At 43.6% G+C, this 25,469-nt stretch carries 17 protein-coding genes; all 17 read right to left on the bottom strand.

Annotated features, from left to right (window positions below; all coding sequences use genetic code 11):
• Positions 1 to 91: 91 nt before the first annotated feature.
• Positions 92 to 1,033: a hypothetical protein gene (locus Q0993_RS17385; RefSeq protein WP_299535484.1), complete on the bottom strand. Its 942-nt coding sequence runs from the start codon at positions 1,031 to 1,033 to the stop codon at positions 92 to 94.
• A 30-nt stretch (positions 1,034 to 1,063) separates the two neighbouring features.
• Positions 1,064 to 2,260, bottom strand: a complete 1,197-nt coding sequence (locus Q0993_RS17380; protein WP_299535483.1) for a hypothetical protein — start codon at positions 2,258 to 2,260, stop codon at positions 1,064 to 1,066.
• 23 nt (positions 2,261 to 2,283) lie between these two features.
• Complete coding sequence (locus tag Q0993_RS17375) at positions 2,284 to 3,114, bottom strand: hypothetical protein (RefSeq protein WP_299535481.1); 831 nt, start codon at positions 3,112 to 3,114, stop codon at positions 2,284 to 2,286.
• A 23-nt stretch (positions 3,115 to 3,137) separates the two neighbouring features.
• Positions 3,138 to 4,484, bottom strand: a complete 1,347-nt coding sequence (locus tag Q0993_RS17370; protein ID WP_299535478.1) for a YfcC family protein — start codon at positions 4,482 to 4,484, stop codon at positions 3,138 to 3,140.
• A gap of 2 nt (positions 4,485 to 4,486) precedes the next feature.
• On the bottom strand, positions 4,487 to 5,605 hold the full coding sequence (locus tag Q0993_RS17365; protein ID WP_299535476.1) for an aminotransferase class I/II-fold pyridoxal phosphate-dependent enzyme: 1,119 nt from the start codon (positions 5,603 to 5,605) through the stop codon (positions 4,487 to 4,489).
• 62 nt (positions 5,606 to 5,667) lie between these two features.
• Positions 5,668 to 8,424, bottom strand: coding sequence for a sialidase family protein (locus Q0993_RS17360; RefSeq protein ID WP_299535474.1), 2,757 nt, complete (start codon positions 8,422 to 8,424; stop codon positions 5,668 to 5,670).
• A gap of 8 nt (positions 8,425 to 8,432) precedes the next feature.
• Positions 8,433 to 9,557 carry an SUMF1/EgtB/PvdO family nonheme iron enzyme gene (locus tag Q0993_RS17355; RefSeq protein WP_299535473.1) on the bottom strand — a complete coding sequence of 375 codons (1,125 nt, stop codon included), beginning with the start codon at positions 9,555 to 9,557 and terminating at the stop codon, positions 8,433 to 8,435.
• A 42-nt stretch (positions 9,558 to 9,599) separates the two neighbouring features.
• Complete coding sequence (locus tag Q0993_RS17350) at positions 9,600 to 12,722, bottom strand: glycosyl hydrolase (RefSeq protein WP_299535471.1); 3,123 nt, start codon at positions 12,720 to 12,722, stop codon at positions 9,600 to 9,602.
• Between the two features lie 134 nt (positions 12,723 to 12,856).
• A complete protein-coding gene (locus Q0993_RS17345) occupies positions 12,857 to 13,633 on the bottom strand; it encodes a hypothetical protein (RefSeq protein ID WP_299535468.1) in 777 nt (258 codons plus the stop codon).
• An 18-nt stretch (positions 13,634 to 13,651) separates the two neighbouring features.
• Positions 13,652 to 14,746, bottom strand: a complete 1,095-nt coding sequence (locus tag Q0993_RS17340) for an SUMF1/EgtB/PvdO family nonheme iron enzyme (RefSeq protein ID WP_299535465.1) — start codon at positions 14,744 to 14,746, stop codon at positions 13,652 to 13,654.
• Between the two features lie 4 nt (positions 14,747 to 14,750).
• On the bottom strand, positions 14,751 to 16,787 hold the full coding sequence (locus Q0993_RS17335) for an SUMF1/EgtB/PvdO family nonheme iron enzyme (protein ID WP_299535463.1): 2,037 nt from the start codon (positions 16,785 to 16,787) through the stop codon (positions 14,751 to 14,753).
• 28 nt (positions 16,788 to 16,815) lie between these two features.
• Positions 16,816 to 17,883 (bottom strand): SUMF1/EgtB/PvdO family nonheme iron enzyme, encoded by a 1,068-nt coding sequence (locus Q0993_RS17330; RefSeq protein WP_299535461.1) that lies wholly within the window; start codon positions 17,881 to 17,883, stop codon positions 16,816 to 16,818.
• A gap of 2 nt (positions 17,884 to 17,885) precedes the next feature.
• Positions 17,886 to 18,950, bottom strand: coding sequence for a hypothetical protein (locus Q0993_RS17325; RefSeq protein WP_299535459.1), 1,065 nt, complete (start codon positions 18,948 to 18,950; stop codon positions 17,886 to 17,888).
• 199 nt (positions 18,951 to 19,149) lie between these two features.
• Complete coding sequence (locus Q0993_RS17320) at positions 19,150 to 19,386, bottom strand: hypothetical protein (RefSeq protein WP_299535457.1); 237 nt, start codon at positions 19,384 to 19,386, stop codon at positions 19,150 to 19,152.
• Between the two features lie 154 nt (positions 19,387 to 19,540).
• A complete protein-coding gene (locus Q0993_RS17315) occupies positions 19,541 to 21,178 on the bottom strand; it encodes a DUF885 family protein (RefSeq protein ID WP_299535454.1) in 1,638 nt (545 codons plus the stop codon).
• A 52-nt stretch (positions 21,179 to 21,230) separates the two neighbouring features.
• Positions 21,231 to 22,712 carry a hypothetical protein gene (locus Q0993_RS17310; protein ID WP_299535452.1) on the bottom strand — a complete coding sequence of 494 codons (1,482 nt, stop codon included), beginning with the start codon at positions 22,710 to 22,712 and terminating at the stop codon, positions 21,231 to 21,233.
• Between the two features lie 10 nt (positions 22,713 to 22,722).
• Entirely contained in the window at positions 22,723 to 25,467 is a 2,745-nt protein-coding gene (locus Q0993_RS17305; RefSeq protein WP_299535450.1) for a hypothetical protein, read from the bottom strand.
• Positions 25,468 to 25,469: the final 2 nt, after the last annotated feature.

The raw sequence follows: 25,469 nt of genomic DNA, 5'->3' as shown, positions 1-25,469 counted from the left end.
TAGTTTTTTAATTACGGATAGAATCCTAATAGTCTTGGCTGTATTTAACAAGTTGCAGGACCGCAGTTCAAATGCAATAGATTCCCTTTGCCTAATTGTATTTTCTAAATGCTTCCAACACCTCCATTGAAGGCGCCTTCATGATATCGTCGATAGTATTCCTTACCAGATCATACCCCTCTGGCAGTTTCTCCAGTAATTGTTCCTTGTTGTCTATATTCCATTCTTCCTCCTCCATTGGACCATAGGGCTCTTGCAAATTCCAGTAGGTGCTAATGAGCCAATAGGCAAATTCCTGCACAAGAACTCGCTGGTATACTTCTTTGCTTTCCTCCAAAATATCGCCATAGCCTGCGATGTCATATAGACCTGCTTCCACTGCCTTATCCATAATCCTTGTTACTTCGGATTCACTATCCGTAAAACTCCATTTTTCCGGCATTACAATATGTAGTCCTGCCCCCGTTACAGCATGTAGTATATGCTCCACCACTTCCATGGTCTGTCTGCCCGTACCATCACGGTACATAATGATATCGCAAACGCTATACGCTTGGGAGAGTTTTTCTACCTCTTCGCTAATGTTTTCCGCTATGGATTCGTATCGACCTTTAAAAACAGGAATGGCACTATTGTATTGGTGCATTGCGTTGACAACCGCATGTTGCTTTTCAAGGTTTAAGGTAGAATCTTGTGGAAACATTTGTTGAAAGGTTGTGGCCACTTCATGCAAAAATTCATTGGGCACACCTTCCATAACCGGAAAATTGTTGCCATAGGTTATCATCATTTTTGGAAATCCGCTGTATCCTTCATTTTCAATGATGGTTACGGAGTCATCTTGAAAATCTACTGTGGAATTTCCAAAAGGTGCTTTTGGAAGAAATCCACCCAAACGGTCCTCAGGAAGCTCTATCCCACTTGAATTTCCCTCTTCAGATGAAGTTGTTTGCTTGTTGGAATTGGAGTTCTTACAGGCCATTAGGGTCAATATCATTGCCAAAACAGCGGCGATTTTCTTTAATGTTTTCATTGGGTTTCGTTGTTTTAGTTACGATTTTGATTAGAGCTCTAATGTCCCGTCCAAAAATTGCAGTTCCTCTATCGCTTTCAATGTATTGGAACCATCCCTACCTTCGATTTTATCCGAAACCACAACTGAACTGGAGACATTCGTAATGGTATATTCATCTTGATTTCCAGAGAATATGACCACATTTTTTCCTGAGTTACCCGTAATTGCATTGTCCAACTCGTTTACGTGGACATTTACATCCTTAGATCCCAAAAGGGTAATATCCTTTAGGTACCTCGAGTGGTGGGAATACGGAATTTCCGGGTCAAATTTTAGGGAAAAAGTACCCATAAAGCCTTCATCAATTCTGGCATTGTACGTTAAATACGGATGAAAAAACTTGTTGTCCATGAGCTTATGCCCCATGGGATCCTTGCTTTCTAAATCGTCTCTGGTCTTTGCCGCATAAACGCCCCACATACCACCATCGCTTTCGGAGAATGCCCCCCAAAGTCCATAGTAAGTATCAATTACCGAGGCCAAATATTCCTGTGATAGACTATTCTCTTCTGCGAGTTCATCAATCCAGCGTTGCTCTCTTTCTCCTCCGGCCCAAAGTTTGTTTTCGAGGCCATTGACCTGGGCCTTTCGTATTTCCTGTTGAAATTCCGGCGCTGCTCCCGGGAAGCTGTTGTGTCCATCTACACCAATTCCAAAATCGTGTACAAAATGAAGGATCTCTTCATAAGCGGCATCCCGGTGCTCATAGTTTTGGTTGACGTACCAAGGATGTCCCTCAACTTGGATTTCCTCTTCAAACAAGGCTTGGCCTGGCACTTCTACGGGGTTCTTGCCATCGTCTTTCCCATTCAAAAGCACCAAAACCGCTTTGTTGTCCGCCATCTTATTAGCAATTTCGCCCTTATCACTCCCATATTGCGATCCAGGGTAATCCGCCAAAAAATGCTCCAAAATACCCCTACATCGTACAGCTTGTGCGTCAGTAATACAATCCTGAATAACAATATGGATGGGCTTTCCATTTGGAGCCACTACTTTGGTGTATCGCTCAAAATTGGAAGTATACGCTTCACCCAAGTTTACCGGAACGGCTTCAATACCAAGTTCCGTATTAAAAGTGGCATTTGAAGATTCTTCAACAGGCGTTTCTTTTTTGGGTTTGGACCCGCAACCCAACAAGAAAAAAAATCCCAGGATAGTGCATATTAAACTCGATGTTTTCATAATGATTTTATTTTGTTCTATCTTTAAGATTCTGGGGCATTTTCTCCCAGATATTTTATGTTGTGTCGAAAAGTATATTGGCCATCGGGCCATTTATGTAGAGGGTAAACGTATTCGTTCGATTCAAAAATTTCGAATATTTCCGGGATGTGTTCCTTAAGGACATCCACGGTCTTTAACCGCATTTCGTCCAAAAAAAGATCAGCTTGCGAATCCAAATAGGCGGCCGTGGCCAGATAAAAGAACTCTGTTGTTTTACAGCCATCATTGCAAGTGGGGTCATCATAAGAATAATAGCCATTGTCGTTGGCATACTTCCAAATGCGGTACAACTTGCTGTTGTCACTTTTATGTTCACTAAAAATAGCAGGTAGCATTTTTTGCCATCCAGCATTTAAAACGATATGGTGAATCTCTTCTTGGGACGCATCCCTCCGTGTTGGATTGTTGGTTTCCTCGGCATACAAATCTTGAAGGGCATAACCAGAAAAACTGGCCATCACCTTTGCCATGCCGGCACCCGAGAATCCATCCTTGGACATCACTACCGTTGCCTTATTGTCTTCAAGGGTTTGCCTCAAGGTTTTATCATCCACCTGTCCGTTCTCGTCATTGTCCAACCATTGGGCTGCTACATGGGCAGCATGCACCAGTTTTTCCATAGTAACACCGTTGGTACCATAAATGGTAATGGCATCAAAAACAATGGCCGACTTGTCGAACATTTTTGAGGGTGAATTGGAAACTGGATTATCTTGATCTTTAAATTCATCGGACAGCGTTAAAAACAAATAAGCGATTGACCCCAACAAAAGCAGAAAAATACCTCCAAGAACTTTTTTTACAGTTTTCATTAATTGGATTTGAGATTAGTTTTTTATGAATACCCAATGCTATGCCCAATGTAAATGGCCACAATACCCAATAGCACCAAAATCACATAGGCCTTTATGGAAAATTTGATCCATTTGGCAAAGGACACCCTACTGGCTGACAAAACCGCCATCAACGCACCGTTGGTTGGGGTAATCAGTTCTGCAGTGCCCGCCCCATATTGATAACACAGGATCATCAATTGTCTAGGCACTTCCATTAAATCTGCCAAAGATGCCAGCAACGGCATGGTTAGCACCCCTTGCCCACTTACGCTGGGAACTGGGAAATGCACCAAGGATTCTGCCAAGGTAATCCCCGTAAGCGCAACCATTTTTGGCATTTGGGAAATGGGCACGAAGAGACTATTTACCAACGAATCCAAAATGAGCCCTTCCTCGAGCACCACATAAATTGCCCTGGCAAATCCAATCAGTAAACCCGCATAGGCCATATCCCGAAATCCTTCCACGAAAGCATTTATGGTTCTATTGGCGCCAAATCCGGCAATTATCGCGCAAACGATCCCTGTAAGAAAAAACAAGGCCGTCATTTGCTCAAAATCCCAATCCCACTGCGATACCCCCATGACCAAAAAAACAAACGATAGGGCCACCACCAACAGAATTAGTTTATGAGCTATGGAAAACGAACCTGATTCCATTACCTGGGTCGTTTCTCCTGCCGTTTTGGTCTTAAATGCCCTTCGGAACACAACAATGGAATAAATGAGAACGGCTATCACCAAAAAAACAGTCCGGAACAATGCTCCAGAAAGCAGGGGTACATCCGATATTTTTTGACCTATCCCTACTTGAAAGGGGTTAATGGGGCTAAAGGATGCCCCTACCATGGCAGCTCCAAGACTTATGGCCACTGCCGTGAGGTTATCGAACCCCATTCGCTTGCACAACAATAGCAGAATGGGCACCAATGGGATAATTTCCTCTTGAAAATTTTGGATGGCGCCCAATGCCGCAAAAAGGACAATGCAAATTGGAATGACCCACATTTCATGGGAACTGAACTTTACAGCAATATATTCCACTCCAGCATGCAAGGCCTCCGTTTTGTTGATTACCACAAACGATCCCCCAACCAAAAAAACAAAGAAGATTACGGAGGCTGCTTGCTGCATACCTTTCGGGATGGCTACCAACATATTAAAAAATCCGACTGGTGCCGCCTCGGTCTGTTCAAACGAATGCGGAACAACCACCTCCCTTCCCGAAGCTTCGTTAACCGTTCTTTTAAACTTGCCCGAAGGTACCACATAGGTGGCTATCATCGCAGCCAGGATAAAAATGGAAAGCAATAGCAATGCATCCGGGAACTTTACCTTTCCTAACATATTTAAAGATTAAATCGCTCTTTTAAAGCATCCTTAATTCGTTCCAGGCCATTTAATATATATTCCTTTCGTTCGCCTATTCCTATTCTAAAATGCTTGTCCATTCCGTATACATCCCCCGCAAGAATGAAAACACTTTTCTCGATACGGAGCCATTCTGCCAAATCGGAGGAAATGATGTCCAAATTGTATTTTATGAACAACATACCGCCTCCTTTGGGGGGTACATACTCGAACAAGTCCCCATAACCATCCAACCAGCCTCGCACCACTTTCAGGTTCTCGTTGAGCATGGTCCTGTTCCGTTCAAGAATTTGTTCCCGTCTTTCCGGGCGTAGGGCAATTTCGCCAATGTAGTGACTCATAATGCCAGCAGTAATAGAGGTGTAATCGTGGTAGGCCCATGTATCCTCGATCAATTCTTTGGGACCGACCAACCACCCCAATCGCAGACCGGGCAGTGCATAGGCTTTGGAAAGCCCGCCGTTGACCATCACCTTTTCGTACATGCCCACGAAACTTTCAATGGTCTTTCCATTGAGCTCCGCACCACGATAAACCTCATCGCAGTATACCCATGCATCCACACTTTTGGCGATATCCGCAATTTCTTGCATTTCTTCATTGCTCAGCGTGTATCCTGTGGGATTGTTGGGATTGCACAGCGCAATCATTTTGGTCTTGGCAGTCACTTTGCTTCTTAGGTCGTCTAGATCAGGCCTCCAATTGTTTTCCGAAATAAGAGGAAAGCTCTTTAAGGTACAGCCCATCTCCTCGGCAATACCCCAAATCTGCATATAATTGGGCACCATCATTACTACCTCGTCCCCTTTTTCCAATAGGGTATGACAAGCAACAAAGTTCGCTTCGGATGAACCATTGGTCACCAAAACGCTGTCCTCGTCTGCTCCATTATACAATGCGCTTATCCTTTTTCTTAGTGGGATGGAACCATTGGTCTGTCCGTAACCCAATACAGTATTGGTCAGTGCTTCAATTTCTTCCTTGGTCAAAAACTCCTTTAAGGTATAGGGATGGAACCCACTTTCGGTAAGGTTATAGTCCACTGTGTTTTCAAAAAGGGATTGAACCCTTTCCAGTTCAAAGATTGGAATGTTCATATGCTAATATTTATTTTATTTTCCATTTACTTTTTGGTTCTACTTTATTTTTAAGATGCTATTCACTCACCAGCATCATGGTGATCTTCCAGCAGAATAGCCTCGGTGCTCTCTGCCAGTTCGCCCATAGATAACACTACTTTGTATTTGCCCGGGGGCACTCTAGTATAGTTATATTCCTTTACTGTCAGTCCAGGCCTGGGATGCACCCGGGTTCGCAAGGAGCGACCATATTTGTCCACTTCCTCCTCGGGCATTGGAAAAATTTCTACAGTATCGTAATAGTCAAAGAATTCGTCTTCCTCTGCACTGAGTTTTTCAAATTGCTCCCACTCTTTTTGTTCTTCTTCCGTTCTTGGGACCTGTTTAATCATGCCCCACAATATTTGGTTCAGGCCCGGTTCGTAGGTTCCCAAAGTTTCATAGATCAATTCATCATCTTTATAAATGGTAATCTTGACCTTATCTTTTGGGCGGTTTTTTAAATAGTAGTTGATGACAACCCCTGGAGGTTCATTTTCACCTGAAAAATTTTGGGCGCTCACAGCGGGTTGACTATTCATTCGCCACTGCTTCCTCGGTTCAACCTGGAACAGGTGCATCTCCGAATTTAGCAGTCCAGTAGAAAGTTCTTGAAGAATGGATATATCGGCAATGTAGATGCTTCTTCCGTGTGTTCCAACCACCAAATCGTTCTCCCTAGGATGAATGACCAAATCGTGGATGGCGACAGTGGGCATATTATTTTTCAATTTGAGCCAATTTTCACCCCCGTTCAAACTACAGTAGACCGCCTTATCCGTTCCAATGAACAGTAAATTGGGGTTTTTATGGTCTTCTTTAATCACGTTGACAGATGCATTGGGAAGGCCATTGGAAATAGAGATCCATGTTTTACCAAAATCAATGGTTTTATAGACGAAAGGCCTAAAATCATCCCTTCGAAATCCGGAATAGGTGATGTAGGCGGTTCCAGCATCATGGTTTGATGCGGTTACCCGGGTTACCCAATACCCAGGATTTTTCTTGATTTTTTTATCCAGATTGATCCAATTTTTACCAGCATCTGTTGTTTGGTAAACATGACCATTGTCGGTTCCTACCCAAATCACTCCTTCTTGAACTGGGGATTCATCCACTGTTGTAATAGTCCCAAACACAAATGGCCCAAAACCTTTTTTAGTTACATCAACACGAGCTAGTTCTGGACTGATGGTATCCCAATTGTCCCCTCTATCCGAAGAACGCAACAATTTCTGCGCTCCTACGTAAATGGTGTTGCTGTTGTGTGGTGAAATTAGCAAAGGGGTATTCCAATTAAATCGAAGTCCTTCTGTCTCATCGCTCATGATGGTTTTGCGAGCTCCTGATTTTTGGTTTACTCTGGTAATATGTCCAAATTGTGAGCCTGTATATAACCACTTTGAGTCATTCGGATCCACTAGGTTATAAAATCCATCCCCTCCATTTACGTGTTCCCAATCCTCAAACCGAATTGGGAAACGGCCTTTTTTTGTACTGGGCCCTTTCCAAGAACCAAAATCCTGTGTTCCGCCATAAACGCTATACGGATAATCCATATCCACCCCGATGGCATAAAATTGCCCCATGGGCAACTCGTCGGGATGATACCAATTTTTACCGGCATCATGCGAAATGGCCATGCCGTAATCGTATCCCATGATCATATGGTTGGAATTATTGGGATCTATCCAAAGTGCATGGTTATCCCCACCATATTTTATATGTTGTCCCCAGGTTTTACCACCATCATAAGATTCATGCACAATAGTTCCCAAAACATAGATATGCTGATCGTTATTTGGGTCGATAATGATTTGCCCGTAATAATTGGAGCGCCCTCCTACACTTTCGCCTTCCGCACTTACACGTCGCCAGGAATTTCCGGCATCGTCGCTGCGATAAATTTCATGGATGCCCCCGCCTGAAGCTTGGGCAACGTCAACAGTGGCATACAGAATGTTGGAGTTTTTTGGGTAGATGTCAATTCCAATTTTGCCCAAGGCACCACTGGGTAACCCGTTGGTAAGTTTGACCCAAGAATTCCCTGCATCCATGGATTTATATATGGCACTTCCTGTTCCTCGGGTCCTAAACGACCAAGGGGTACGAAGTCTATCGTAAGTGATTCCGTATAAAATATTGGAGTCATTTGGGTCCATTCGTACTTCGGTGGCCCCTATATGCCGATCTCCTTCCTTGATATCCAAGGATTTTGTCCATGTTTTACCCCCATCCACTGATTTATAGATACCCCGCTCCGAATTCTCCGAATAATAATGCCCTTGTGCGGCCACATATACAATTTCCGGGTTATGTTGATGAACCAGCACCCGCCCTATATGATGGGATTCTTCCAAACCCATGTGTTGCCAGGTCTTGGCTCCATCAACGGATTTGTATACCCCATTTCCGTAGTAGGTGCTGTTTCTAAGATTGGCCTCACCGCTACCGATCCATACAATGTTGTCATCGGAAGGAGCAACAGCCACATCTCCCACCGAAGCGATATTTTCGTGGTCAAATACGGGATAAAATGTAGTACCATTATTTTCGGTCTTAAAAACCCCGGCAGGTCCAGCAGCGGCATAAAAAGTATAGGGGTTTTGTTGTGATACCGCAAAGGCAACCACCCTTCCACCTTGTCGGGTTGGCCCAATGGAACGATAGTGGATACCCTCGACAATTTGTTCAAGTTTAGGTTGTGCCATTAATTCTGACACCCCAACGGAGAACACCAAAGCCGTGACCAAACCTACCACTAGTTTACACCTCGAATTATACCTCAATAGCCTCATACTTTTCCTTATTTCCTTTTCGTATTGGATATGGCCAATCTAAATCCGGAATGATCATCGGCACTATCGGGTTCAAATCCTTGGCGTGCGTCTACCCGAATATTGTGGCCCATGGCAATTTCATCGGGCTCGGAACCAAATCTTCCCGCTGAAGCGGACCATAGTCCACCTTTCATCAATTTAATGTTGTTATCCGCCAAATGGATTGGGTTGTCTTTGTCCTCCTTATCATAACTATAGTTGGAATCATATACCCATTGGCGTACATTTCCAACCATATCCAATGCCCCCACAGGTGACATTCCTTTTGGGAATTTCCCAACCGGGGACGTGATCGCATGCCCATCATCAATGCCGAAATGCACCAAAGCCTCTCCTGTACCCGAGAAATAGGTATTGAAGGTATCGTCGGCGTAATTGGCCCGAGTACCATCAGGAATTTCGTTGCCCCAAGGATAGGTTCTAAAGTCATCGCCACGGGCGGCGTATTCCCATTCCGCTTCGGTGGGCAGTGTAAACTCAATCCCGGTCTTTTTAGACAACCATTCGGCGAAGGCCATGGCATCAAACCAGGTAACATTGACCACGGGATGTTGCCCATTATATTTGATTTCTGGAAACTTGGCGATTACATTATCTTGAAAGGCATTTTTCCAATTGTGGCCAAACTTAGTTTCAAAGGCCCTAATTTTAAGTTCATATACCCATGGCCCGGTATGCCCTTCTTCCTCAACTTGGGTTACATATTGGGTTTCCTTTACAAAAGCCTTGAACTGTTCGTAAACAATTGGAGTCTTGCCGATCCAGTAACCCTCCAGCGCTACCTTATGCTGTGGGGCTGCTTCAAACGAGTTGAATTCGGGCACGGCCTCGTCCGTTAGCTTATCATTGCCCATGGTAAAACTTCCCTTGGGTACATGGATCATTACAATACCATGATCGAAAGTCGCTTCCCAATGGCCCTGATCATTTTTGGAAAAAGCAATGGCCTTGGATTTTACCAGTTCAAAACTATCTTGACTTTCATTATCATGCGACATATCGGTTCCAGTTTTTGCCTTTTGATTGGACTGTTTACAACATTGAAACATCACCATAAATAGCAGTAAAAGGATATTTCTAATCAATTTCATATTATCATCTTATGTTAGTGATTACCGTTTGTGAAAACTCCACTACTGAGCATTGACCTTTATCGTATCCACACCCTTTTTTTCAAGCATTCTGTTTAAATCAGCCAGTTCGTTTTCAAGGAGCAGTTCGTATGCAGCTTTATGGCCCTCCCATTTTTTTAAGAGGTCTGTGTACGCCTCATATTTGGAAGCCGTTGGGGACGCATCGCCTTGAGACACATAATATCCAAGCATTTTGATATGTGAAAAAAGCCGTTGCGGAAATCGCAGGCCGTTTTCAGAGGCACCGGTAGTTCTTAGGATAAACAGGTTTTGCTCAATATCAATCAGTTTTTGGTCCAGTTTTTTACTTCTTTTGATCAATCCATCCGTCACACCTTTTGTGGTTTTTAGATCATTGAGCTGCTTTCGTATCCATTCTATAGCATTTCCGGTAGTAACAAGTTCTGTTGCCAAATCCCGTACTTTTAAAGCAAGGTTCACTTGTTTGAGGACATCTTCCGAGGATGCCTTCGATTTGGGATCCATCAGCACTTCCAGGGGTTGTGTATATTCGTCATTGCCTATGCTTATACTCAAGGTATATTGCCCTGGGGCAACCATGGGACCATCAGGTCCAGTGCCTTCCACAATAAGCCTGCGCCATCCTTCTTTATTAAAGCGTAGGCCTTTGGGCAAATTAGCTACCTCGGGATACCCCAATGGCAATGTTCTTAATTTGACTTCGGGCGAACTTTTATGCCGTAGATCCCAAAATACCCTATTGATTCCTGGAGCATTGGTCCCTTCAAGTTCCTGGACAACAGACCCGTCTTTGTCTAACACCTTAATCTTAATATCTTCTGAAATGCCCTCTTTAAGATAATAATTTATGGCCGCTCCTTCCTCAGGATCTTCAAAATACTCTCCTAAAGATGATTCGGCTTGTACTTCTCTTTTTAGGCGAAATGTGGGTCGTGGTTTAAAAAAGTGAAAATTAGATTGGAGCACTCCATCGTTGATCTGGCGAAGGGGTGATAAATCGTCCATAATCCAATAGCCTCGGCCATAGGTAGACAATACAAGATCGCCGTAGTCCTCTTGAATATCCAACCAACGTACTGGAGCCGGTGGCAGATTGTTTTTCAATGGATGCCAATGGGCACCATCATCCAAACTGAAATAAATCGCATTTTCCGTTCCCAGATAGAGCATTCCTTTGCGCAAAGGATCCTCCCGTATAATCTGCGCATAGCTAAAAGTATTTACCGCAACCCCGTTAACGATTTTGGTCCAGGTTTTGCCAAAATCCTTGGTCATATAAACGAAAGGGTCCCGGTTATTGACCTGATGAAAATCTATGGTCACAAAGGCTTTTCCTTCTGAGAATTTTGATGCATCAATACTGGTAATGGTCCCTAGGGGTGGAAGGTTGCTGATATGCTTACTTACCTGTTCCCAGCTTTTGCCCCCATTTCGAGTCACATGGATCAAACCATCATTGCTTCCCGCCCAAAGTACATCCTTGTTTATCGGGGATTCGGCCAAGGCATATAATGTGGTGCCATAATCCACACCAACGTTGTCGTAGGTAAGTCCACCTGAATGTACCTGCATTTGTGGATCGTTGGTGGTAAGATCTGGACTAATTATTGTCCATGTCTCCCCTCCATCTTCAGTTTTGTGCACATACTGACTCCCAGTGTACAGCGTATTCTTGGTATGGTTGGTAAGAATAAAAGGATGGCTCCAAACCCATCTGTATTTTATATCCCTTGGCGATTGTCCCACGGGAGTTACAGGCCATACCTGCGCGTTGGTAGTTATTCCGCTGGAAAGATTGTGCTTGGTCAGAACGCCTTGTTCGTTGGTAGACCACACAATGGATTGGTCGAATTTATCGGGGATGGCAAAGCCGACCTCGCCGCCCCCAAGTTCTTTTTTCAAGGGCCCTGCTATACTTTGACTTGGAATTCTATAGGTCCTGCCATCCTGCCTATTTCCGTATACGAAGTAGGGCACTTGCTTATCTGTGGCCACATGATACATTTGGGCTATAGGTAAATCAGGATGATACCAGCTCTTCCCATCATTTTGGCTAATTCTTATGCCACCATCATAAGCGATAAGAATGCGATCGGAATTTTCAGGGTCGAACCAGATATCGTGTACGTCATAGCCTGCATCCGGTCTAATGTCACCAGTTTTACCACCATCCAAGGAAACCACCATTCTGGATGCCAAAAACCATATTTCGTTCTCGTCGTCAGGAGCCACAGCCAATCTGGAATAGTAATGCGGACGGGTATGGTATTGTTGATCATGGCTAATGAGGTCCCACGTTTTGCCGCCGTCTTCCGACCCCCACAACACGCCTTTAAATGCGTACTGATCAGTTTCAATTAAGGCATATATTCTATTGGGACTGCCTGGCGCATAAGCAACTGCCACTTTACCTACATTTCCTGCTGGAAGACCTTTTGTGCTTTTGTTCCAGGTTTCGCCCCCGTCATTGGAAACAAATACTCCTCCGTTGGCACCTCCACTTTTTCGTTGCCAGGTCTTTATTTCCAAAGGCCACATTCCTGCGACCAAATTCAAAGGATTCTTTGGATCCATGGCAATGTCGGAGGCTCCGGTGTTTTCATCCGTGAACAATACCCGATTCCATGTTTTTCCGCCATCTACGGTTTTAAACACCCCTCTATCTTGTTGGGGACCATAACAATGTCCCATTGCGGCAACAAGAACTATATTTCGGTCTTTGGGATGGATGACAATTCTTCCTATTCGTCCTGTGTTTTCCAATCCCATTTTTTCCCAGGTAACTCCGCCATCTGTCGATTTGTAAATACCATTCCCAATTGATATGCTACTTCGGATATTCGTCTCTCCTGTCCCAGCCCATACAACATCGGAATTTGAAGGCGCAACGGCCAAAGCTCCAATTGAAGAAACGTCCTGATCGTCAAAAACAGGGTCCCATTTTAAGCCGCTGTCCGTGGATTTCCAAATACCACCAGAGGCGGCCCCAACGTAAATAAGGTCTGGCTCTTTAGAATGCCCGGCTACTGCGATGATTCGGTTTCCATCGGGTCCAATGTGGCGATATTCTAATGAAGCATAAAGCTCTGGAGAAATAGTCTGTGCTATTCCACATGAAGGAATAATTGCCAATCCTCCCATACAACATGATATAAACAATGATAGAATCGAATTAAAACCCTTTTGCATAAATACCTTTCTTAATTTTCGTTTATCAAATTCACTTTTTAACACCTAAATATTTAGATGATCTTGTTCCCCATTTACTTTTGATATTAATAAACAGTTACCGTTACTTTTTCCACAATGGGCGAATTGTTGGTAATGACCGTGTTTTCCGCAAAGCCCATTATTCCCACATCGATTTTGCCATTGGAGTCCAACTCCCAATCATCGACTCCTCCTTTTCCTATGGATTTGCTTTTACCAACCTGTTCATCGTCGATAAACAATCCTAGACTATTATAGTTAGCGCAATATTGAATGGTGAGTTTGGCTTTGGCCTTGGATTTATCCAACTTCTTAAATTGGACATCATCAGGATCATACCCCAATCGGTTTTTGATCAACTGGGCCTGTACAAACCTGACCTCACCATTTATCGCGGCCAAATTGCATTCGTACACCTTCGGCGACTCCCCATTTTCAACGGGTCTTCCTGCGTAGAGACCTATACCCACCTGGGCATCTTTCCCACCATTGCTGTTCCAATAGGTGGGCACATCCACCCAAACCGAAAACTCCCAAGACTTGTCATACGGCATTTGGTCCTTGTACAGCTTCCATGCTTCCAAAGCATTGGACACATCTTCGGAATCTGCAGTTAACTGTCCTTTTCCATTGACTATTTGTATATCGGCACTGTGCGATTCCCACCGGGTACTTTGCGAAAAATAGCTTCCAAAATCGCTGTTGAACGTATAGGTTTCCGAGGCAGTCGATTTGGTGTTGGACAAATCGCACGGTTTGGAATCGGGCAACCCTCCGGGGCGAGGCCCACATGAAGTGAAAATGAGCGCAACAAAGCATGTGGTTAAAAATGTAGTTTTCATGTGTTTCGTTTTTTTACATTAATTTCTTTTGGTGTAGGATATTGCTATACGAAAACCCATATGGTCATCGGCACTATCGGTTTCATCGGCGGGTCGGGTATCTGTCCGAACATTATGGCCGTATTTTATTTCATCAGGGTCTTGGCCTTCCCTCCCTGCTGACCCGCACCAAAGGCCGCCTTTTTCCTGATTTTCCCCATTTTTAATGGTGTTAATGGGATTGGTAACCTCAACAGCTTGTTCTTTGGTCAGCTTATAGGCAGAATCATAGACCCATTCGGTAAGGTTACCGGCCATATCCAAGGCTCCAACAGGAGAGGCACCAGCTGGAAAGCTCCCTACAGGAGAAGTAATGGCATATCCATCGGTCACCCCAAAATGGGTAAATGCCTGCTCCAGGTTCGGAAAAAATTTCTGCATGGTCTCATCGGCATAATTTGCCCGGGTTCCGTCTGGAATTTCATTGCCCCAAGGATAAATTCGGCCATCAGTTCCCTTGGCGGCATATTCCCATTCCGCTTCGGTGGGAAGACTTATCTCCAAGGCTGTTTTTTTGGACAACCACTGGGTATAGGCCACAGCATCGTTCCAAGAAATACTACTCACAGGATGGGAATCATCTATGGTGATTTCAGGAAAATGAGCCAAGATATCCTTGAATGCATTGTCCCAATAATAGCCATATTTTGGCTTGAACGCTTCTATTTCAAAATCATAAACATAGGGTCCGGTATGGCCTTCGTTCAGCACTTCTGTTTTATATCCCGTTTCCTCCACAAATTCCCTAAACTGCCCTGTGGTGATCGGAGTTTTGCTGATCCAATAGTGGCTAAGGTTGACTTTATGTTCGGGTAAAGCCGTTTCATTGGCGTTGTTTCCCATGGTAAAAGAGCCTTCGGGCACATAAATAAAGGTGATTCCGTTATCCAATTCGGCTTCCCAATGTTTGGAAGTGTTTTTTTCAAACTTGGTCGCCTTGGTACGCACAAAGTCCAACTCTTCTTTCTGATTTCTTGTGGCATTATTTACCCCTTCCCTATCTATGGTTTGGGTGTTGCAGGATGCCATCAAGAAAAGCACTGCCATACATACACAAAACTTGTTTTTGGTCATGGTCTTAATTTTTCTTTATGTTGAATTGTAGTGTTGCTTTATCCCATGTCAACGCCAGATTTCTTTCATTCGCACCAGAATAATCAAAGAAATATTCCAATCTGTTGGCACCTGATTCTGAAAGTGACACTTCAATATCTTCGTTAAAAATTTCAGAAGTTTCAAAATCCTCTGTTTCTTCATTGAGAGCTGTTTCGGTTAGGATAAGCTTCCAAAATTTTCCTTTTGTTGGAATGATGCTCAAGCCGTATTTCCCTTTAGGCAATGCCTTATCTTGAAAAACAACATCTTCGCCAAACTCGATCGTGGTAGGGAGTTCAGCTCCGGGCCATGGCTCGTTGTAGGGAACCACAGTTCCATATATCTCTCTTTCCGCAGCTACCGTTCTATAGTAATGGACTTGAATTTCCGTTTCACCCATGGCATTCATAACCATGGCTTTTGATTCCTCACTCTTGGAAAATGATCCTTCAGAAATAGGAATGTGCACTTCTACAAAACCATATAAAAACCGAATGATTCTTCCGTTTTCATTTTCATCAAAAAAGAATTCCATATGTTGTTTGGAATTGTCTTCCAGTTGTGCACGTGTCTCAAATCTTAGTACTTCCTGCCCTGGTTCAAATTCCTTTTGTTGATGGGTGGCCGGTTGTGTAAAAATGACCTTCCATTTCATATGACTGCCCGGTTTCATATCGGCATCGATTTGCTGCGGAATCAAATACAGGTTGTAACTCCCCGGATTGATTGTTTTGCCATGAATTTGAATGGGATTGTCCACCGAGAGTACCGTCGCTGCATCTTGACCGGGACTCCAAGGTTTACCATACGGAACAAGTGTACCAAAGGCGGGCTTGTCGTCATCGGTTAGCAAACGATCGTAGTCGATGGTGATTTGCGCATCACCAACCGATTCCATTACCGCAGCTTGTGCACTTGAAAAAAGTGTCTCACGATATGGAGCGTAACGATGTCCTTCAACAATAACAAAACGAAAACCCAAATGATCATCACTGCTATGTTGGTCGGTTTGTTCCCGCATATCAGCACGAACACTATGACCTCCTTCTTCCAAGCTTAACTCACCAGAAGCATCGGTCCATGCTCCACCTCGAATTGATCGTTGCAAATTATCTCCCCAACCTCTTTCTGTTTCAAATTTTCTTCGGATGGGGTTATGGTAGGGACCTATGGGATTTTGAGTTGGTGAATTGGAATAGTAGGATGCATCGAACCAATCATAAAGCCAATCGATCACATTACCAGCCATATCATAGACCCCGTAGGGGGATTGTCCCTTTGGAAATGCATCCACAGGGGATGTTTGCGGATACTCATCGTTCATATTGGGACTCGGATTGCGACCAAAGTCCCCAAAACGCTCAAGGTATTGGCTTTCCGCAAAATTGGCCTGGGTCCCATCGGGAAGTTCATTGCCCCAAGGCCATAGTCTTTTGTCGTTGCCCCGGGCTGACTTTTCCCATTGGACCTCGGTAGGTAATTGAATGGTAAGTCCTGTTTTTTTGGACAGCCATTCGGTATATGCGGTGGCATCGTTCCAACTCACACAAATGGCCGGATGATCTGCTCCCTGAACAAAATTGGGATTGCGCCAGCTTACATCGTATCGAATTCTTCCACCCTCTTCTATCCAACAACCCTCACCTTTTTCGGCATCGGTCACATACCCTGTTTCTTCAACAAACTTTCTGAATTGCGCTACCGTAACCGAATATTTGCTCATCCAGTACTCATCCAAGACCACGTCATGTATGGGCAATTCCTTGGCTTCGCCTTGATCAGAACCCATTTGAAACTCCCCGGCAGGTATTTGAACCACAAAATGTTTATCCAATAATTCCGCTTCCCAAAACCCCTTATCATTTTTATAAAATGTAACGGACTTTTCATAAATACCCTTGGTGATATCCGAGCTGTTATCCGGCAGTTCCTTTTTTTCTATACAACCAAGCAATACCGCATAAAGTAATAGGCTCCAAAATGAATATTTTCCTATTATTTGCCTTGGATACTTGATCATGATTATTTTCTTTCTGTGTATGAAATTGTTATTCTAAACCCCAAATGATCATCCTCGGTGTTGGGATCATCCCCTTGTCTGGCATCTGAACGAATATTATGTCCAAACTCAAGTTCGTCAGATCTAGATTATATCTTCCTGCTGATCCAGCCCAAAATCCGGCCTTCATAATTTTAAAATCGGTCATAACGGGATTGATGGGATTGACCTTTAGCGAATCGGTATATATATAGTGCGAATCAAACACCCATTCGGTAAGGTTCCCTGCCATATCCAATGCTCCAAAGGGTGATTTTCCATTAGGGAAACTGCCAACCGGGGAGGTAATGGCAAAGCCATCATCCACGCCATTATGCACAATGGATTGTCCGGTATTGGGGAAGTATTTGTCAAAAGTTTCATCTGCATAATTGGCCCGAGTGCCATCAGGGTCGTCGTTCCCCCATGGATAAATGCGACCGTCCGTTCCCCGTGCGGCATATTCCCATTCTGCCTCCGTGGGAAGTATAAAGGATAGTCCTGTTTTTTTGGCCAACCAATCCGTAAAGGCAATGCAATCGTTCCAACTTAGGCTGTTCACCGGATGCTGGTCATTGATGGTGATCTCCGGGTATTTTTCCATCACTTGATGAAAAGCATTGTCCCAATAAAAACCGGGCGTGGGTTTAAATCCTTGAATGGAAAAGTCATAGACGAAAGATCCCATATCCCCTGGTTTTTCCACCTGGGTCACATAGCCTGTTTCTTTTACAAAAGCCCTAAACTGACCCAATGTTATTGGCGTTTTGGATATCCAATAAGCGCTTAAAGTCATTTCATGTTCCGGGGCAGCGCCGCCCCCCAATTTATTGTTCCCGATGGTGAAGGTACCTTCAGGCACATAAATCATGGTTATACCATGGTCAAATGTGGCCTCCCAAAAACCAGAACTGTTCTTTTCGAAAGTGCTTGCGCCTTCTTTTATTAAATCCAGTTCTTCCTGTTCACTCCTTTCATTTACAATGTTCCCATTGATGGCCCATGCTTCTTCAAGGCCATTTTGGCATTGACAGAAAAAAGCAATAGTAAACATTAACAAGAGCACTCTACTTTTCATGTTTATTCAGATTTACGTACCTTGTATTTTTCAATTTCTTCGGCAGTCATTTTATGCATCCCTTCTGCCGGAGCCACTTCAAGGGTATACCAGTAAAATGAAGTTGGAACCCCTACGGCTTCATAAAACTCTAGATATTTTACATGGACCGGGTCATCTTTTGGCACTTCGGTTGCGGGAACTGGGCCTCCACCCCAGGAATGCACGCCCAAATAAGCGCCTTCCTCCACAATTCGCTTTTTTCCGGCCATAAAAAAATCCGTTCCTCCGGATGCCACAGTGCTCTTGGCATTTAATTTGGTGGTCAACCCAGCTTTGTTCACGTAGAAGGCAGCGCGGATATTTGCTTCATCATCTATGGATCCTGGTACGGTCAACATTTCGATGGTGTCTACTTCAGGGTGTTCATTTAAAAGACGTAATACCGTTGCAGGCAAAGCTGTGGTTATAACCCCGGTCATATAGGCTGTTTTTCCATTTACTTTAAATTTGACGGGAATATTATCCGCCATAAAAAAGTTCAATAATTCTTCCTTTGTTATTACCGCATCTTTGTTTTTATCATATTCCATAAACCGACCCCTTTTTCTTTTGGGAACCCTCTCCAACTTAAAAGCATCGTTCACGGCTTTGTATTCTTTGAGAATGCCTTCCGTACGTTCTTGGATTTCTTCCTCATCAGCCAACAGCGCATCTTCCATATCAAAGGCGAAGGCTTCGGCCATAGAAAGTAAACCATCTTCGTTATCATCCATCATTTTGGCAAAAGAGGTCATTTCCCCGGTTAACTTGGAAAGGATAACATTTCCATTATTATCTTGCTCAAAACCCTCGAACATTTCAAGCACTTCCTGTTCGTCCGCTTGTTTTTTTCGCTGCGCCAATTCAACAAGGGAAGAAAACGTTAGTTCCCCGTTGCTCTTCTTTTGGATTGTTAACAGTACATCCAAGGCTTCATAAGGGTCAAGCACACCATCCTTATTGGCATCCAGTACGGTTAGGACTTGATCTTGACTCCATAAACACTGAATCACTAAAAAGACACATAGTCTACTTAAATTCTTCATATTGTTATCGTTTTTAGCGTGAGTTGCGAAAACAAAAAACCTCCATACACCCAATCATATATTGATTAAGGTATACGGAGGTTTTCCGTAAGAAATCCATCTATTTTCCCTATTTTCTTCCTTAAGTTGGAAAATATATGGGTGGCTTTTGCCACATCATTTCATCCTAAATAAATATATGAAATTTACTTCAAAAAAACTATTCTATTCCTTCTCCTCTTTCCGGTTTCAAGATTTTCCTGAAATGCTCCACATCCTCTATATCCACCACCAATTGCACCACCGTATAAAACATGGAATATTGCTTCACTTCTATATGCTTATAACTGTATTTCTCGCGAACAAGAAATTCATTTAGGGTACCTTTATAATTCTCGGCCCTCGGTAATGCTTTCAATCCCCTAAAATCCCAAATCAACCTCATCTTTGAACCCATACATCGTTACTTTATACTTGGTCGCCCTCCTTATGTCAAAAACAAGATCCTTCAGCATCCTGTAAGGATTTCTCAGAAGGATCAAAACGCAAAAAAAATAGTCGATAGAAAGGAAATAAGGTCGAAGTTATTTTCATGGGATTAGGCATAAAAATTATTCCAAAAGTTTTTTCATTTCATCATCATATCCGGTCATTTCCCATCTCGTTAATGCAAAAGGTATCAATCCGGATTCCAGAAACTCATCCATAAAGATTTTAAGGTTAAAATCATCTCCCAGTTGGTTGGCTCGATCCCTAATTAATTTCATAAATTGTACTTTTCCAACCACCATAATCATATGGTGACCTGTTCCGCGCAAAGTTGTAGCCAATTCGTACCATAAGTGATGGCTGTCCTTCAATAATTCGCCATGGGGGGCGTTGGCCACACAATAGTTCACTGCATCTTCCAAAGTCCAATCCTGACTGTGCATATATACATCGGACAAAGCCCTAACGGTTCTAAAAGCAGCCTGTTCATAGGCAATTTCCTTTGCCCTGGGCGAACGTTCATCCAAATAACCGGCATACACCAAGAGTTCCTCCAAGGCAAATGCATACCCTTCCACTCTATCGGTACCAATTTTGTAAGGCGCCTCACCTCTTCTAATTGGATTAGGATCGCGTTCCGCACGTAAAAAGTCAAAATGATGACCGACCATTTCATGAGTCTCCTCCATAAGTGATTCTCTATGGGAGAAATTGAAAAAGTAATCGTGTTTTTCAGGCCAGGGATTATCAAAACCATGCCATGAACCATAATAACCTTCATCGGTCATATAGTCCTCAACAGTAAAAATCTCTTCGTCTTTTAAAAATTGGATGACATAGTCGATGGATGCACGTACGCTGCTCATGTATTCTTCCTTTGACTGAACAGGCTTTATCCTGGGTACGTCTCTATTCTTGTTCTCCGTTAGTTTTTGAAATGCAATGACCCGGTTATCCTCTAATTCTACGATGGTCCGTATTTCGTTCCAACTATAGGGAAATAAGTACACATTTTTCATCAGCCAGCTGTAGTTTTCCTTGCCCACGCCGGCTGGCGCTGACATATTTTGTTTGTTCTCCTCTAACCACGTTCCATAAGCAATAACCGCTTCCCCTGCTTTATTTGCATCTTCAACCAAGGCCGGATGATGTTTGGAAAGTTCTTGGGACATTTCTTCAAAAAAATCCACTTCCTCATATAAGTGCTGCAATGCCAACGTTACAAAATCCCCGGCCCCATCGGTCAAGTTCTGTTTTGCCTGTTCCAAAATCTGGGGGACACCTTTTAGTTTTGCGGAGAAATCATCAAGTTGGTCCAGTTCCACTGGAAAATCCAGTTCCCATCCAAATCCACCTTCCCGGATAGGTCCGCTTCCTCCCTGGGTAATTAAGTAAAAACTGGGATCCCTGGCCCAGGGTCGAACGACTCGATGCTGAAATTCCAAGCCGTTCATTTCGGCCCGTACCAATTGATAATCTACCCTTTGCGAAACTGACCATGCTCTTGTATCGAAAGCATCCAACCGTTTTTGGAATTCCTCCAGCCCTTCCCGCTGCTTTTTCATCGCTCCTAAAGAATAGTCTGGAACACCACCGTTAATCGGGACATTTCTAAATTGTCGAAACTCCATCAACAAGGTCACCAAATCGTTATAAGCAGTAACACTCTTTAAGGTTTCCTCTTCTTTTTCAAGCTTTGGGTTGCAAGCAAAAACAAGTGGGAGTAGAAAAATCCCAAAAATAAACACTGTTTTTTTCATGGATTGTGTTTGTTTACGATAAAAATAAATTGAGCTACAGCGTAGCAATAAGCTATTTGATCAGAATCAACTCATCTTGCTGTGGTGCCAGATACTCAACCCCGTCCTTAGTGACAAAAGCTTGTTCATGATCCCAAAAAAATAGGTATTGGTCCTTATCTTTTGGCCCAGGCGAGGGCATATAGAAGAAGTACTCCAAAACAAAATGATGGTTTTCTTGAAGGGGAACATCCAATACCCAATCCGGGCCGTAAGATCCAATCCTAGGACCTAAATAAATATCATGTTTCTCAGCGGTAGCTCCCATTCCCTTTCCATGGCAATCCACCGAGATTATGATTTTTTCCGGACCATACTTTTTTGCATATTCCGGATAATTGTTTTTGGGCTGGATCATATGCATCTGATCATCTTCAACTTCAACATTTATTTTTTTGAAGCGTTCCGTATAATCCTTTACAATCTCCCTAGGTGTTCTTCCCACCCTTATGGTCTCTGCAAATATTTGATCGATTTTTTTATACGCTTCCCATAATTTTTTGATTTCCTGTGGGGCCTCCGTTTCGCCCTCTCGAAGTACATAGCCAAAAATTGCCTGGGTAGTGGCCGCTATAATGTCTCCGCCTTCCACGACAGCATTTTCCCAACCTTCGCTACGGGCTCTTTGCGATAGCCCCGTGCTCATACGCCTAAAAGGAACCACATAGGCTTCATCGTTGTCTGAATCCCCAATTTGACCATAGTTCTTTACCTTGGTCTTCCCAGGTATGATGTCCTTAAAAATCTTCTCTACTTCCACCAGTTCATCCTGCCGCATCTTTTTCAACATTTTCACCTCACTGGGCACTGGGGAGATTTGGTAATCCATCATTAGGTATTCAGAAGATATAATCCTATCAGAATATTTTTCACCCAATTCCTTGGTTAACAATCGGTAATCCGTATGCGATATACCGTCATAAATCTCCTGTGATGTTGGCCAAGAGGCAATTTTATCCATAAAGTTTAGGGCAATGACCTTTGGATCGCGCTCTTCCACAAACTCTTTTAACCCTTTGAATCTGAAATCATACTCAGTTAAGGGCTGTGCAATGGGTTCTACCACAAAAACAGGTTCACCAATAATATCAAAGGCCTTGGAGTTTTCAAGCGAACTGTCCAAATGACTTCTCCATCCTCGTTGCGAACCACCCCATCTACGACCAATAATCGCCCGCTCAATTCTATCACTTCCACGATCTGTAAAGACAAACACCCCGGACGCAGAACCCAGATCCTTTTCTCCGAAAGGGTCTTCAACTGCATCGCGCATCACATGAATCCACATATCAACTTTACGTTTTTTCATGATTTTCGGAAGAATGATATCAAACTTTTCTCTCCGAATCTGGTTCTTCCATTCTTCTATTCCCATTTTCTCCAGTTCTTGCTGAGTAGGTAGTTTGGATTGTTGTGCCATTAGTTCCGAACTGGCGATTAGTATCAATGTCAGTAAGAACATGGTTCCTTTTTCAATTACTGCTTTAATTTTCATGTCGTTATTGTTAATAGTTTCTATCGTACCAATGATCCTTTAGGACCATTGCATTTTTTCTTAGTTTCTTTCCGTTCACTGAGAGTTGCACGGTATATGTACCTGGTCTGGCCCTTATATACTTATACCTTCTTTCCCTCCATTCCTTTAGGATATGTATCCATATCTCCAGGGAACGTCCATAGACGCTCACTTCCATATCGGCCTCCCCAAAATGGTCATGGCCATCGTAATAATCAAAAAACTCTTCTTCATCGCTCTCAAACCATCTGTCGAACTCCTTCTTCTCTTCTTCTGTCCTAGGAATGCGCTCAGTAAGATACCATTGCACCGTATTCAGCCCCTTGGCGGTACCTCCATAGTATTCGTTAATCAGCCAATCACCGCGAAATATCTGGACTATAACATCTCCCTCCGCCTTGTCCTTCAGATAATAGTTAATCACAATCCCATGGGGTGCGTTCTCCCCATTAAAATTCTGCATAGCTGCCCCAACCTGGGTCTGTTCCGAAAGCATCCATAATACCTGTGGCTCGATATCGAACAGGTGCTCCTCTTTTTTCATGACTTCGGGGACAAGTTCCTGTAAAGGGGATATATCGGCTATCCATATGCTCCTTCCGAAAGTACCCACAATCAAATCGCTCTCTCGGGGATGGATTTCCAGATCATGGATGGGGACACGGGGCATATTATTCCTCAGTGGATTCCAATTATCCCCTCCGTCAATAGAAACATAGACCGACTTTGTTGTACCAACGAAAAGTAATTCTGGGTTTTTGTAATCTTCTACGATTACGTCAACCGGTTCGTCATCGGGAAGATTATTAGAGATAGGTTGCCAGGTTTGCCCATAATCTGCGGTCTTATAAACATAAGGTCTCAGGTCAAACCTGTTCCTTAGGCCGGACACAGTTAAATAGGCAGTGCCTTTTTTATGGTTCGATGCCAAAATACGTGTAACGACATACCCTGTGAACCCCGGTATATTATCATTCAGTTTGGTCCAGGTTCCACCATTGTCACGAGTTAATTGAACGTTCCCGTCATCGGTCCCAACCCAGATTACACCTTGTTCTATCGGTGATTCGTCTAAGGTAGAAATTGTCCGTTTAACGGTATATCCGTCCATGTACTCGTCCTGAGTGGTTCCTTCGGTTCTTGGTTTTATTATTTCATGATAATTTGTTAGGTCCGGGCTTATTTCTTCCCAATCCTCTCCGCGGTACGAAGATCGAAGCACCATATTGGCTGCATGAAAAATAATATTTGGGTTATGGGGGGATATTAGAATGGGCGAAACGAAATTAAAGCGTAAGCCTTCCTTACGATACTGGATATTCTTCCGTACGCTGGTCTTTTGGTCATTACGGGAAATATCTCCATTCTGAGATTCCACATAAAGCCATCGGCTGTCCGATGGATCCACTTGGACATATGCACCATCAGCACCCTTTAAGTGCTGCCAGTCCTCCATCCGTATTGGGAACCTACCCCGTTTGGTACTTGGACCCTTCCAGCTACCAAAATCCTGGGTGCCTCCATACACGTTGTAGGGAAAATCCATATCATAGCTTACGTCAAAGAACAGGCCATTGGGAATATTGTCCGGATGGTACCAGGTCTCCCCTCCCGTATAAGATACGGCAACCCCGTAATCATACCCAAGGACTATGTGGTCACTGTTTTCTGGATCAATCCACATCGCTTGGTTGTCACCACCAAAGCGTATCCCCTTATACCAAGTTCTTCCCCCATCATCCGAGATCTGGATACCAGTATTCATCACATACACATGATCCAAATCGTTGGGATCTACCCGTAGCTGACCAAAACGGGCACCTCCCCTAATCTCAACCTCCTTTGGACTGACACGCCTCCAAAGTTCTGCACCGTTGTCCGTACGGAAGACCGCATTCTCTCCATTACTATCTTTGTTTCTTCTAATTCCTATGGCGACTGCATAAAGCGTTTCGGGATTACTCATCGAAATATCCAGACCAATCTTTCCCATCAATCCTATTGGCAGGCCCTTGGACTTTTTTTTCCAATTTTTGCCACCATCCGTGGTTTTATATATTAAGCTTTCCTCACCTCCTTGTCTGTCCCAAATTGATGCATACAAGATATTGGGGTCACCGGGGTGCATCACTAGGTCAGCCACACCAATATGGTCGTCACCATTTATGGCACCAAGGGATTTTTCCCATGTTTTCCCCCCATTCGTAGTTTTAAATATCCCACGTCCCGTATCATCGGAATAATCATAGCCGGTCATAGCGACATATACGATATCAGGGTCTTGGGGGTGGATTCTTATACGTGTAGTATAATGAGAATCCCTAAGCCCCATATTCTCCCAGGTTTTACCACCATCGGTAGATTTAAAAACGCCGTTCCCATAATATGCGTTGTTTCCTGTACCGATCCAAACAACATCAGGGTTCGAATATGATACTGCCACATCCCCAATTGAAATAAGGTCAATGCCATCCGTTACAGGTTCGAATGTGAGGAAGTTATCACGTGTCTTGAGAAGCCCTCCGGTAGAAAATGCCACGTAATAGGTATAAGGTTGCTTTTTCTGATCGGGAGCTGCAATGTCCATTACACGCCCGCCTTGTTTGCTCGGACCTACATTGCGGTAATGTATTTTGGATAGGACTGCCTCCAAATTAGATTGGGCATACATAGGCAACTGCATGGATATCAGGGCCATAAGGACGAATACACTATTTTGGAGAATCCTTTTCATTT

It is taken from the genome of Ulvibacterium sp. (assembly GCF_028285715.1).
In the GTDB taxonomy this organism is placed as follows: Bacteria; Bacteroidota; Bacteroidia; order Flavobacteriales; family Flavobacteriaceae; genus Ulvibacterium.
Note: the sequence above shows the minus strand (reverse complement) of the source record. Positions and strands in the feature narration are given on the sequence as shown.